Source organism: Burkholderia sp. Ac-20349 (genome assembly GCF_017104865.1).
In the GTDB taxonomy this organism is placed as follows: Bacteria; Pseudomonadota; Gammaproteobacteria; order Burkholderiales; family Burkholderiaceae; genus Burkholderia; species Burkholderia aenigmatica.
In genome coordinates this window covers 1-12069 of the sequence record NZ_JAAGPM010000192.1, presented here as the reverse complement: position 1 = coordinate 12069, position 12069 = coordinate 1, and the positions used below count along the sequence as shown (strand labels likewise).

Sequence of the window (12069 nt, the reverse complement as noted above, 5' to 3'; positions counted from 1 at the left end):
GCCGCCGCCGGCACGGCGTTCGCGCCCGACTCGGGCGCGACGACCGGCAGCGAAAGCGGCACCGGCGCCGCGGGCGGCGTCGGCACGACCGGCGTCGTCATCTTCATCGGCTCGCCCTGCGGCGTCGGCGCGGGCTCCGGTAGCGGCGTGACGGGTTCCTTCTCGGCGGCCTTGACGGTCGCGCGGTCGCGGCGGGCCGGGTCGATCTTCAGGAAATGCTCGACGAGATTGAAGAAGCGCTCATAGAACACGCCGGCGGGAATCGTCTCGCTGGCGGTCTTGACGAGCGCGTCGTCGCTCGACCCGATCGGCAGCGACAGCGAGCCGAACACGCTGAGGCCGACGCTGGCCGACGTATTCGACTTCTTCAGCGTGTAGCGATCCTGCACCGCGTTCACGTACGCGATGCTCGACGAGCCGTCCGCGTTCGCGTCCGCGCACACGACGTGAAATTCGATCACGACGTGCATGTCGTTGTTCGGCTGGAAATTCTTGCTGCCGTCGACCGCATCGTTGCGCGACGACGACACCACATAGCCCTGGCTCAGCAGCGCACGCCGCGCGGCCTCGCAGGCCGCGTCGGACTTCGAGTGGAACGTATGCGCATACGGGCTGCTGGTCGCGTCGAACTGTTCCTGCTGGTAGATCGGCTTGGGCGGCGACGAGCACGCCGCCAGCACGGTCGCGGCCGCGAGCGCGCACGAAACGGAAAACAGGCGAAATCGGTTGTGCATGGCGTCTTTCAGAAGGCTTGGCGAGAGGTCGCGCAACGGCAGTGCCTGGATGAAGCGCGCGGCAATCTCGTAAGGCCGGGGCGCCATTATAGTTTCGTTTGATGTCGCGCTCGCTTCAGTCGGCCGGCGCGCCGCGTGCCGCAGCCAGCAATTGCGACGTCAGCGGATGGTGTTCGCCGCGCCGCGAGCGGATCGCGTGGATCTCCTCGGTCACGTCGCCCGCGCGCCCGAGCCGCCGCAATCCGCGCAGCAGCGACGCGTCGTTCGCGCCGAGTTCGCTCAGCGGAAACACGCCGAGGCCGCGCGCCGCGAACACGGCCATCAGCGCGCTGTCCTCGAATTCCCCGGCCACGCGCGGCACGATCCGTTCGCCTTCCAGCCACCGATCGAGGCGCGCGCGCAGCGCCGAATGCGCGGTCGGCAGCAGCACGGGCAGGTCGGCGAGGCACTGCGGAAAGTGCTGCCGCGCGGCCGGCGTGACGAGCGCCGCGGGGCCATACCAGTCGACCGGTGAAGCGACCAGCCGCTCGCTCGTCACGCGCAGGTTTGACCCCGAAGGCGCGCCCTGGCCGGCCAGCACCAGATCGAGATGATGCAGCGCCAGCTCCGCGAGCAGCGCGTCGTGCTCGCCTTCGTGGCACAGCAGCCGCAGCGTGGGCGTATCCAGCACGGGGGCGAGGATCGCGTGCGCGGCGAGCTTGGAGATGCCATCGGCGAGGCCGACCGCGAGGCGTACGGTCGGCTGGCTGGCCGCGGCGCGCACTTCGTCGGGAATCAGCCGCCCCATCTCGAAGATCGCCTCCGCGCGTGCAAACGCGGCCTGGCCGGCGTCGGTCATCGCGACGCCGCGCCCGGCCGGGCGCAGCAACTGGTGCCCGAGCGCTTTTTCGAGCTCGCGCACCTGCGCGCTGATCGTCTGCACGGCCATGTCGAGGCGCGCGGCGGCGCGGGCGAAGCCGCCTTCCTTCACGACGACCCAGAAATAGTACAGATGTCGGAAATTGAGCATCGGATCGAAATTTCGGAAAAACCGAACTAAAAGTCAGATTCTGTCTGATTTTTCCGAAGTCCGGGGTGACCTATCATCGGGTTTTCCACTTTCATATCGGCCCATTTCATGGACTACCTGCTGACGCTTGCCGTTGACCCCGCCGTCTGGGCGGCGCTTCTGACGCTCGTCGTGATGGAAGTCGTGCTCGGCATCGACAACCTGATCTTCATCTCGATCCTCAGCAACAAGCTGCCCGAAGCGCAGCGTGCCCGCACGCAGCGCCTCGGCATCGCGCTCGCGCTGGTGATGCGCCTCGCGCTGCTCGGCAGCGTCGCGTGGATCGCGAGCCTCACCGAACCGGTGTTCACGCTGTTCGACCATGCGTTCTCGTGGCGCGACATGATCCTGCTGTCGGGCGGCCTGTTCCTCGTCTGGAAGGCAACCACCGAGATCCATCACCACGTGTCGCACGACGGTGAAGGCGCGGGCGGTACCGGCGGCGCGGTCGGCCTGACGATGTGGGCCGCGATCGGCCAGATCGTGATGCTCGACATCGTGTTCTCGATCGACAGCATCGTGACCGCGATCGGCATGACCGAACACGTGCCGATCATGTTCGTCGCGGTGATCGTCGCCGTCGCCGTGATGCTGTTCGCAGCACAGCCGCTCGCACGCTTCATCGACCGTAACCCGACCATCGTGATGCTCGCGCTGTCGTTCCTGGTCGTGATCGGCATGACGCTGATCGCCGAAGGTTTCGGTTCGCATGTGCCGAAGGGTTACATCTACGCGGCGATGGCGTTCTCGGCTTTCGTCGAGGGCATGAACATGCTGGCGCGGCGCGCGAAGGCGAAGCGCTCGGCACGGACGGAAGGCCACTGAGCTGCCGCGCGTGACGTCGGCCGCCGCGGCGGCCGGCCTCACGTGCCTCATACGGAATCCAGATGAAATTCGCACGGAAAGGAGAAGCGCGATGAAATGCCCAGTCTGCAAGACGCCCGACCTGCTGATGGCCGAGCGCCAGTCGATTGAAATCGACTACTGTCCGACCTGCCGCGGTGTGTGGCTCGATCGCGGCGAACTCGACAAGCTGATCGCACGCGAGACCGGCGACGTGCCGGTGCGTCGCGACGAGACCCCCGCGCGGCACGATGCGCAAGCGCCGCGCGGCCACGACGGCGCATGGGGACGTGACGCTCGCGCTTACGACGATCGTGACCGGCACGATGGCCGCTCGCATGACGATCGCTACAAGCACGACGGCCAGCGCCGCAAGAAATCGGTGTTCGACCTGTTCGACTTCGACTGATTGCGCGGCGCGTCGTAAAAAAGCCCCGCCGGGTGCATATCCGGCGGGGCTTTTTCATGCGTGCGGGATGACGGCACGCACCGATGCTTACGCGTTGCCGGCCGTCACGTCGATGCGACGCGGACGCGTTTCTTCGCGGCGCGGAATCGTCAGCGTCAGCACGCCGTCGCGCAGGTTCGCGTCGATCCTCGACGTGTCGAGGTCGGGGCTCAGCACGAAGCTGCGCGCGTAGCGCGTCGCGCGGATCTCGGCATGCCGCACGCGCAGATCGGCCGGCGTGTCGAGGTGCGTATCGGCTTCGATCGTCAGCGTGTTGTCGTGTACCTTCACGTCGAGATTCTCGCGCGGCACGCCGGGCAGGTCGGCCCGCAGCGTGACGCCGAGATGATTCTCGACGATGTCGACGGCCGGCGTGATCGCGGGCCGGCGGGCTGCTTCGGCGGCAGCGGGGTGAGCGGAGTTGGTCTGACGCTCGGCCAGGGTCGGGTTCGCATTCATGTCGGTATCCTGAATATTATTGAACGGTGATCGCACGCGGCTTCGATGCCTCGCGCCGGCCGACGCGAATCAGCAGGCAGCCGTTTTCATAGCGGGCGCTGACCTGGTCGGGATCCGCATCCCGCGGCAGCTCGACGACACGGCGGAACGCACCGTGAAAGCGCTCCTGCGCATAGGTGCGCAAATCGTCGCCTTCGCTGCGCGGCGCCGGCTTGCGTTCGCCGCTGATCGTCAGCAGGTCCTTGTCGATCGATACGTCGAAGTCGCCCGCGGCCATGCCGGGCGCGAACGCGACGATTTCGATGGCGCCGTCGGTCGCGCCGACGTTGAGCGCGGGAAACGCACCGGGACGCACCGCGCGAATGCCGGACGGACGTTCGCCGAGCAGGTTCGCTACTTGCCGCTGCACGCGGGCGAATTCGTCGAACAGGTCGCTGCCGAAATGGATACCGCTCATGTTGGTCCTCCTGAACAGGGAACGCGGGAGACGTGACGGCGCGACGCCTGCGGCGGGCGCGACGCGGGAACTCCACTGGGTCGAAACGGGGGCGGTGCGTTGCATGATGCACTGCCCGACGACGTGTAATTAGTGACTGCCGCAGCGCATTTCAAGAGGGAATCTGCAATCTGCATCAATGCAGGCCCGTGCGATTCGATGCGACAATCGCCGCGATCTATCTGTAGACCAACGACACGGGACAAACATGGACATTCGACGCATCGCGATCGTCGGCGCCGGCGTGATCGGCGCAAGCTGGGCCGCCTTCTATCTGACGCAGGGTTTCGACGTCGTCGCGACCGATCCGGCGCCGCAAGCCGACACGCGGCTGCGCGACGCGCTGGCCGCGTTTCTCGGCGATCGGGCCGCCGAGCTTTCCGCGCGGCTGTCGTTCGACGCCGATCTCGTGCGTGCGCTCGACGGCGTCGATTTCGTGCAGGAAAACGGCCCGGAACGGCTCGACCTGAAGCGCGAGTTGTACCGGCAAATGGACGATGTGCTGCCCGCGTACGTGCCGATCGCGTCGAGTTCGTCCGGCCTGAAAATGTCGGACATCCAGACCGCATGCGACAAGCATCCGGAGCGTTGCCTGATCGCGCATCCGTTCAATCCGCCGCACCTGATTCCGCTCGTCGAGCTGGTCGGCGGCGATGCGACCAGCCAGGACGTGATCGCGCGCGTGAAGGATTTCTACGATGCGCTCGGCAAGCAGACGATCGTCCTCAACAAGGAGATGACCGGCCACGTCGCGAACCGGCTCGCGGCCGCGCTGTTCCGCGAGGTGTATTACCTCGTCGGCGAAGGCGTCGTGAGCGTTGCCGACGCGGACAAGGCCGTTGCCTGGGGCCCCGGCCTGCGCTGGGGGCTGATGGGGCAGTGCCTGACCTATCACCTCGGCGGCGGCGCGGGCGGGATCGCGCATTTTCTCGAACACCTGTCGGGGCCGATCACCAGCTGGTGGGACGACCTTGGCACGCCTTCGTTCGATCCGGACGTCGATCGCAAGCTGAACGACGAATTGCGCGCGATCCAGGGCGAGCGCTCGATGCAGGAACTGGCGGCCGAACGCGACCGCCTGCTCGTCGAACTGATCGACGCGCGGCGCCGCAGTTTCCTGCCGTGACCGCGCCGCGGCGCCGCGTACGGGCCGCAGCCGGCTACTGCTGCGCGGCGGTTTGCGGTGCCTGCGGCGTCTGCGCGAGCCAGGCCGGGCTCGTGGCCTGCACCAGTTCGCGGTTGCGTGCGCGGGTCGCGGCGTTCGGCGGGTAGTTGCCGTCGTTCGTCGGCAGTTCGCCGTCGAGATAGGCCTGCTTGAGTTGCGCGATCACGTCCGCGCGGGTCAGCCCCTGCGCGGGCGCCGCGGCGTCGGTCGTCTGGGCGAAGGCGGGGGACAGCAGGGCGGCGGTGGCGGTCGCGACGGCGAATCGCAAGACATTCATGGCGTGCTCCGATCAAGGGGACGGGACACCGGATGCGCGCGGCGGCTGGCCGTGCGTTCCGATGGGTCCCATTGTCGCGAGCGGGTGCTGCGCGGACGATGACGCGTTCCGGGCAAAGCTGTCAGGTGCGGGCACCCGGCGCGGGCACCGGGTGCGGTCCCCTCTGCGTGTGCCGCGCCCGGAGCGGTTACAACTCCGACGCCGCCGCGATCAGCGTGGCTTCGAGTGCGAGCGTCGAACGCGACGCGGCCGCCGGCCGGTCGATCACGTATTCGAGTTCGCCGAGTTCGGGCAGCCCCGCGTCGAGCCGCGCGAGCCCGGCCGGAATCACATAGCCGGCGAACGCGCTGACGCCGAGCCCCGCACTCGCCGCGGCACGCAACACCGCGACGCTGCTGCTCACGACCGCGATCCGGTACGGCCGCCCGACGGCCTCGAGCGATTCGAGCACGCGGCGGCGCGACACGCTCGGCTCCGGATGCATCGCGAGCGGCAGGACGGTCTCGTGGCCGGTGATCCGCGAATCGGGGCCCGTGCACCAGTACAGCGGTTCGCTGCGGATCACGCGGCCGCGCCGGCTGCCCGCGATGCGCTTCGCGAACACGAGATCGTGCCGCCCTTCGTCGAGCGCATCGAACAGGTCGCCCGACAGCCCGGTCGAGATCGCGAGCTCGACGTCCGGATTGCGCTGCACGAAGCTCGCGAGCGCGGCCGTCAGGTGCGCCGACGCGAAATCCTCCGACATCGCGAGCCGCACCTTGCCCGACAGCGGTGGCCCGCACACCGACGTGACGGCCTCGTCCATCAGTTCGAGGATCCGCACCGCGTAGCGGAACAGCGCGTCGCCGTGCTGCGACAGGTGCACGTTGCGCGTGTCGCGTTCGAACAGCGGCCGGTCGAGCAGCTCCTCGAGGCGGCGGATGTGCTGGCTGACGGTCGACTGCGACAGGTTCACGCGCTCGGACGCGGCGGTGAAGCTGCCGGACTGGGCGACGGCGACGAAGCTGCGCAGCAGCTCGGGCGGTAACGGGCGCATTGCTAAATCCACTGAATCGGTTTCGACAACTTCATAAATGGCCGGATTTTGCGGCGCTAGTATCGGATCACGCGCCGGTGCGGCCCCCAACGGGGTACACCGGGCGCGTAGCCCGCGTCGCGCCGGCGGCTGCTTCATTCAGTCTACGGCATCCGGCGTCCGGCCCGAAACCGCATCATCCCATCGACCGCCCGAGAACGCGCCCGCAAGACGGGCCGCCGGGCCGCGGCGCACCGCCGCAGGAGACGAGTCCGCGCACGGGATCGGCGTGCGGGGCCGGTTCCTGCATGCGTCCGGCGCCCGTCACGAAGAGACTGGAGACGACTCATGATCATCTACGGAACCGCGCTGCTGGCGTTCTGCCACCTGGCCGGACTGTTCCTCGGCGACCTGCTCGGCAGCGCGATCGGCGTGAAGACCAACGTCGGCGGCGTCGGCATCGCGATGCTGCTGCTGATCTGCCTGCGCCTGTGGCTGCACCGCCGCGGCTGGCTGCCGAAGGAGACCGAAGCCGGCGTCGGTTTCTGGGGGGCGATGTACATCCCCGTGGTCGTTGCGATGGCCGCGAACCAGAACGTCGTCGCCGCGCTGAAGGGCGGCCCGGTCGCGTTGCTGGCCGCCGTCGGCGCAGTCGCGATCTGCGCATGCTGCATCGCGGTACTCGTGCGCACCGGGCGCGACGACACGGCCTTCGCGGGCGTGCCGCAATTCGAAGAACAGTGACGGAGGCCGCCATGCTGCAGATGCTCGAAAAAACCGTCGCCCACAACGGGCTCGTCGCGTCGTTCGCGCTGGTCGGCCTGATCATGTGGCTGTCGTCGATCGCGTCGCGCAAGCTCACGTTCGGCCGCGTGCACGGCTCCGCGATCGCGATCGTGATCGGTCTTGCGCTGGCTTACGTCGGTGGCGCCTTCACCGGTGGCGAGAAGGGGCTCGCCGACGTGCGGCTGTTCGCGGGCGTCGGCCTGATGGGCGGCGCGATGCTGCGCGATTTCGCGATCGTCGCGACCGCGTTCGAAGTGCAGCCGGCCGAGGCGCGCAAGGCCGGGCTCGTCGGCGTCGTGTCGCTGCTGCTCGGCACCGTGCTGCCGTTCATCGTCGGCGCGTGCATCGCGCGCGCGTTCGGCTACACCGACGCGGTCAGCATGACGACCATCGGCGCGGGCGCCGTCACCTACATCGTCGGGCCCGTCACGGGCGCGGCGATCGGCGCCAGCTCCGACGTGATCGCGCTCAGCATCGCGACGGGGCTCGTGAAGGCGATCATCGTGATGGTCGGCACGCCGGTCGCGGCCAACTTCATGGGCCTGAAGACGCCGCGTTCGGCGATGATCTTCGGCGGCCTGGCCGGCACCGTCAGCGGCGTGAGCGCGGGGCTCGCGGCGACCGACCGCCGGCTCGTCCCGTACGGCGCGCTGGTCGCGACGTTCCATACGGGCGTCGGCTGCCTGCTCGGCCCGTCGCTGCTGTTCTTCACGACGCGCGCGCTGGTCGGCGGGTAGGCCCGGACGATGGGCGACTCGTGCGCGGGCCGCATCCATCGCGGCGTCCTCTGAGTCGCATTCGTCAACATCATCAATCGGCGGCGGCGCCAGGCTTAGAATGCCGCTGAACCATCGAAGCGGGAGAACTGTTCATGACGGGATGGAATCACGCGCGGCAGGCGCGCGATGCACGCCTCGCGGCCGGTGCGCGTTTCGCGCAGGGCAAGCGGGTCGATGCGCGCGACACCGTGGCGTTGCTCGAAGCGGTGCTGCGGCCAGGCGACCGCGTCTGCCTCGAAGGCGACAACCAGAAGCAGGCCGACCTGCTCGCGACGGCGCTTGCCGACGTCGACAGTGCAAAGGTGCACGACCTGCACATGGTGCAGTCGGGCGTGGTGTTGCCCGAGCACCTCGACGTGTTCGAGCGCGGCATCGCGAAGCGCCTCGACTTCGCGTATTCGGGCCCGCAGTCGCAGCGCATCGCGAAGCTGCTGTTCGGCGGCAAGATCGCGCTCGGTGCGGTACACACCTATCTCGAGCTGTTTGCACGCTACTTCATCGACCTCACGCCGCACGTCGCGCTGATCGCCGCGGTCAGCGCCGATCGCGACGGCAACCTGTACACCGGCCCGAACACCGAAGATACGCCGACCGTCGTCGAGGCCACCGCCTTCAAGGACGGCATCGTGATCGCGCAGGTCGACCGCATCGTCGACAAGGTGCCGCGCGTCGACATCCCGGGCGACCGCGTGCATTTCGTCGTCGAGGCCGGCCGGCCGTTCTACGTCGAGCCGCTGTTCACGCGCGATCCGGCCGCGATCACCGAAACGCAGATCCTCACCGCGATGCTCGCGATCAAGGGCATCTACGAGCCGTACGGCATCAAGCGCCTGAACCACGGGATCGGCTTCAACACGGCCGCGATCGAGCTGCTGCTGCCGACCTACGGCGAGAAGCTCGGGCTGAAGGGCAAGATCTGCTCGCACTGGGCGCTCAATCCGCATCCGACGCTGATTCCCGCGATCGAGTCGGGCTGGGTCGAGCAGATCCACTGCTTCGGCTCGGAAGTCGGGATGGACGACTACATCCGCGCGCGCTCCGACATCTGGTTCACGGGCCCCGACGGGTCGCTGCGCTCGAACCGTGCGTTCTGCCAGACGGCCGGGCTCTATGCGTGCGACATGTTCATCGGCTCGACGCTGCAGATCGACCTGTCCGGCCATTCGTCGACGGTCACGGCCGAGCGCATTGCCGGTTTCGGCGGCGCGCCGAACATGGGCAGCGACGCGCGCGGCCGGCGTCATCCGAGCGAGCCGTGGCTGAAGGCCGGCGCGGAAGCCGACCCCGACACGCCGGCGGCGCTCAGGCGCGGCCGCAAGCTCGTCGTGCAGATCGGCGAGACGTTCGGCGACAAGAACGTGCCGATGTTCGTCGAGAAGCTCGACGCGCTGAAGCTCGCCGACAAGCTGCAGCTCGACCTCGCGCCGATCATGGTCTATGGCGACGACGTCACGCACATCGTCACCGAGGAAGGAATCGCGAACCTGCTGATGTGTCGCGACAAGGACGAACGCGAGCATGCGATCCGCGGCGTCGCCGGCTATACGGAGATCGGCCGCGGCCGCGACCGGAAGATGGTCGAGCGGCTGCGCGAACGCGGCGTGATCCGCCGCCCGGAGGATCTCGGCATCGATCCGCTCGACGCCGATCGCCGCTGGCTCGCCGCGCGTTCGATCAAGGATCTCGTGCACTGGTCGGGCGGGCTCTATGCGCCGCCGGCCCGGTTCCGCAACTGGTGAGGAAGAGGGCATGGAACAGTTGAACTACCGCTTCACCGCGCGCGAGCGCGCGAAGGGCGAGCAGGCCGCGGCGCTCGTCGGCGTGGTGGCATCCGGCAATCTCGAAGTGCTCGTCGAGCGCGTGCTGCCGGGCAACGAATGCGAGATCGACATCCGCACTGCGGCGGTCGGTTTCGGCGCGGTGTGGCAGGCCGTCGTCACGGATTTCGTCGAGCGGCGCACGCCGGGCGGCCTGAAGCTGTCGATCAACGACGGCGGCGCGCGGCCCGACATGGTGTCGCTGCGGCTCGCGCAGGCGGTGCGGGCAATCGAGGGGGACGCATGATGAACGACGCGATCCACGATACGCGCGATACGCCCGCGTTCGTCGCGAATGGCGCGAGCTGGTACGAGGCATCGGCCCGGCAACGTATCGACGGGCTGCTCGACACGGGCAGCTTCAGCGAATTCCTCGGCCCGGCCGAGCGCGTGACGAGCCCGCACCTGCCGCTGTTCGACCTGCCGCAGCAGTTCGACGACGGGATGGTGGTCGGCCACGGCCGGCTCGACGGCCGGCCGGTGTTCGTCGCCGCGCAGGAAGGCCGCTTCATGGGCGGTGCGTTCGGCGAAGTGCATGGTGCGAAGCTCACGGGGCTGTTGCGCGCGGCGCGCGACACCGGCAAGCCGGTGCTGATCCTGTTCGATACGGGCGGCGTGCGGCTGCAGGAAGCGAACGCGGGCGAACTCGCGATCGCCGAGATCATGCGCGCGCTCGTCGAAGCGCGTGCGGCCGGCGTGCCGGTGATCGGGCTGATCGGCGGGCGCGCGGGCTGCTATGGCGGCGGCGGGTTGCTCGCCGCGTGCTGCTCGGCGCTCGCGGTGTCGGAGCAGGGCCGCATCAGCGTGTCGGGCCCCGAAGTGATCGAGACCAATCGCGGCGTCGAGGAATTCGATGCGAAGGACCGCGCGCTGATCTGGCGCACGATGGGCGGCAAGCACCGGCGGTTGATCGGCGGCGCGGATCGCTACGTGGCCGACACGCCCGATGCTTTCCGTGCGGCGGCGCTGGCGCTGATCGGCCGCGCGCCGACATTCGATGCGGCGATGCTGCGCGCGGAACAGGCGCGCCTCGAAGCGCGCGTCGAGCGGTTCGGTGCGTGCAAGGACGCGCTCGACGTGTGGCGTGCGCTGGGCGCATCGGCGCCCGAAGCGATTCCGGGGATGCCGGATGATGCCTTCGCCGCGCTCGCGGACCAACTGCAGGAGCAGAAATGAAACGACCCCCACGCTCACTTCGTTCGCTGCCCCCCGAGGGGGCGGATGCCTCCCTTGGGGCGGCCCGGCGGGAGGCATCGCATGACGCTCGATGAGGTACTGAATTCACTGTTCCCGCAAGGGCATTCGGTCGTCCGTCACGGTGGCTTGCTGACCGGCCACGCGGAACTGGCCGGCACGCGCGTCGACGTGATCGGCGTCTCCGAGCGTTTGCCGTTCGGCATCGACGAGGCGCTGACGCTCGCGGCGCGCGTGCTCGACACGGTCGCGCGCGGCGGCGACACGCCGATCGTCGTGCTGGTCGACAGCGACAGCCAGCGGATGAGCAAGCGCGACGAACTGCTCGGCCTGAACGAAGGGCTGTCGCATCTCGCGAAGTGCCTGATGCATGCGGATCTCGCCGGGCACCGGACCATCGGCGTGCTGTACGGTCACACGGCCGCGGGCGCGTTCATCGCGACCGCGCTCGCCACGCGCACGCTGCTTGCGGTGCCGGGCGCCGAGCCGGAGGTGATGGACCTGCCGTCGATGTCGCGCGTGACCAAGCTGCCGATCGACGTGCTGAAGGAGATGTCGCGTTCGACGCCGGTGTTCGCGCCGGGGCTCGACAACCTCGTGAAGATGGGCGCCGTCGACGCCGTGCTCGATCCGTCCCGCGCACTCGATGCGCAGGTCGGTGAATGGCTCGGCAAACCGGCCGACCGCGTCGACCGGCGCGCCACGCGCGGCCGGCCGGTTGCCGCCGATGTCGCCCAGCGCGTCGAGGCACTCGCGCGTGCCGCACGCTGAGCCGCCGCTGCGCCGCCACACGCTCGTCACGCTGACGGCGGCGGGGTGGGGCGCGGCATTCGCGCGCGATCCGGTGCTCGCGGCCGATCCGCTCGTGCAGGCATGGGCCGCGCACGATTGGCCGCTGATCGTGCGCCGCGCGTCGCCCGACCAGGCCGATGCCGGCCGCGTGCCGCTCGGCCTGCCGCTGCCGCCTTCCGCGGGCAAGGCGCGCCTCCCCCCGAACGCGGCCGCCGA

The 12069-nt window shown here is 68.9% G+C and carries 15 protein-coding genes and 1 pseudogene; 10 read left to right on the top strand and 6 right to left on the bottom strand.

Annotation, left to right across the window (positions count from 1 at the left end; all coding sequences use genetic code 11):
* On the bottom strand, positions 1-734 hold a 734-nt coding region (locus G3N61_RS35330), incomplete at its 3' end, for a DUF2242 domain-containing protein (RefSeq protein ID WP_205824676.1).
* Positions 735-849: 115 nt separating this feature from the next.
* Positions 850-1743 (bottom strand): LysR family transcriptional regulator, encoded by an 894-nt coding sequence (locus G3N61_RS35325; RefSeq protein ID WP_089450230.1) that lies wholly within the window; start codon positions 1741-1743, stop codon positions 850-852.
* 108 nt (positions 1744-1851) lie between these two features.
* Between G3N61_RS35325 and G3N61_RS35320 the strand changes: the two genes are divergently transcribed.
* Both G3N61_RS35320 and G3N61_RS35315 read left to right on the top strand, forming a co-directional pair.
* Complete coding sequence (locus G3N61_RS35320; protein WP_089450231.1) at positions 1852-2607, top strand: TerC family protein; 756 nt, start codon at positions 1852-1854, stop codon at positions 2605-2607.
* A gap of 91 nt (positions 2608-2698) precedes the next feature.
* Positions 2699-3034: a zf-TFIIB domain-containing protein gene (locus G3N61_RS35315; RefSeq protein ID WP_089450232.1), complete on the top strand. Its 336-nt coding sequence runs from the start codon at positions 2699-2701 to the stop codon at positions 3032-3034.
* Between the two features lie 87 nt (positions 3035-3121).
* Here the strand turns inward: G3N61_RS35315 and G3N61_RS35310 are convergent, their stop codons facing one another.
* Positions 3122-3532, bottom strand: coding sequence for an Hsp20/alpha crystallin family protein (locus G3N61_RS35310; protein WP_205824675.1), 411 nt, complete (start codon positions 3530-3532; stop codon positions 3122-3124).
* A 16-nt stretch (positions 3533-3548) separates the two neighbouring features.
* Positions 3549-3989, bottom strand: a complete 441-nt coding sequence (locus G3N61_RS35305; protein ID WP_043182227.1) for an Hsp20/alpha crystallin family protein — start codon at positions 3987-3989, stop codon at positions 3549-3551.
* A 247-nt stretch (positions 3990-4236) separates the two neighbouring features.
* Here G3N61_RS35305 and G3N61_RS35300 point away from each other — a divergent pair, with 247 nt between their 5' ends.
* Positions 4237-5154, top strand: a complete 918-nt coding sequence (locus G3N61_RS35300) for a 3-hydroxyacyl-CoA dehydrogenase NAD-binding domain-containing protein (RefSeq protein ID WP_205824674.1) — start codon at positions 4237-4239, stop codon at positions 5152-5154.
* Between the two features lie 34 nt (positions 5155-5188).
* Here G3N61_RS35300 and G3N61_RS35295 read toward each other — a convergent pair whose 3' ends face one another.
* Together G3N61_RS35295 and G3N61_RS35290 are read right to left on the bottom strand one after the other, a co-directional pair.
* Positions 5189-5470 (bottom strand): DUF4148 domain-containing protein, encoded by a 282-nt coding sequence (locus tag G3N61_RS35295; protein ID WP_043182229.1) that lies wholly within the window; start codon positions 5468-5470, stop codon positions 5189-5191.
* A gap of 187 nt (positions 5471-5657) precedes the next feature.
* Entirely contained in the window at positions 5658-6506 is an 849-nt protein-coding gene (locus G3N61_RS35290; RefSeq protein WP_043182232.1) for a LysR substrate-binding domain-containing protein, read from the bottom strand.
* A gap of 327 nt (positions 6507-6833) precedes the next feature.
* On the opposite strand from G3N61_RS35290, the gene madL reads away from it, so the two are divergent.
* From madL to G3N61_RS35255, 7 genes and pseudogenes are all read left to right on the top strand, one after another.
* The gene (gene madL, locus G3N61_RS35285) at positions 6834-7229 is read left to right on the top strand and encodes a malonate transporter subunit MadL (RefSeq protein ID WP_034186756.1); all 396 of its coding nucleotides are present in this window, start codon (positions 6834-6836) and stop codon (positions 7227-7229) included.
* An 11-nt stretch (positions 7230-7240) separates the two neighbouring features.
* Positions 7241-8008 carry a malonate transporter subunit MadM gene (gene madM, locus G3N61_RS35280; protein WP_043182237.1) on the top strand — a complete coding sequence of 256 codons (768 nt, stop codon included), beginning with the start codon at positions 7241-7243 and terminating at the stop codon, positions 8006-8008.
* Between the two features lie 134 nt (positions 8009-8142).
* On the top strand, positions 8143-9789 hold the full coding sequence (gene mdcA, locus G3N61_RS35275) for a malonate decarboxylase subunit alpha (protein WP_043182239.1): 1647 nt from the start codon (positions 8143-8145) through the stop codon (positions 9787-9789).
* Positions 9790-9799: 10 nt separating this feature from the next.
* Positions 9800-10114, top strand: a complete 315-nt coding sequence (gene mdcC, locus G3N61_RS35270) for a malonate decarboxylase acyl carrier protein (protein WP_027787896.1) — start codon at positions 9800-9802, stop codon at positions 10112-10114.
* Complete coding sequence (locus G3N61_RS35265; protein ID WP_089450234.1) at positions 10111-11043, top strand: biotin-independent malonate decarboxylase subunit beta; 933 nt, start codon at positions 10111-10113, stop codon at positions 11041-11043. The genes mdcC and G3N61_RS35265 overlap by 4 nt, the downstream gene beginning before the upstream one ends.
* An 81-nt stretch (positions 11044-11124) precedes the next feature.
* On the top strand, positions 11125-11832 hold the full coding sequence (mdcE, locus tag G3N61_RS35260; protein ID WP_205824673.1) for a biotin-independent malonate decarboxylase subunit gamma: 708 nt from the start codon (positions 11125-11127) through the stop codon (positions 11830-11832).
* Positions 11819-12069 (top strand): annotated as a pseudogene (locus tag G3N61_RS35255) (phosphoribosyl-dephospho-CoA transferase); the annotation flags it as partial. The gene mdcE and the pseudogene G3N61_RS35255, both read left to right, overlap by 14 nt.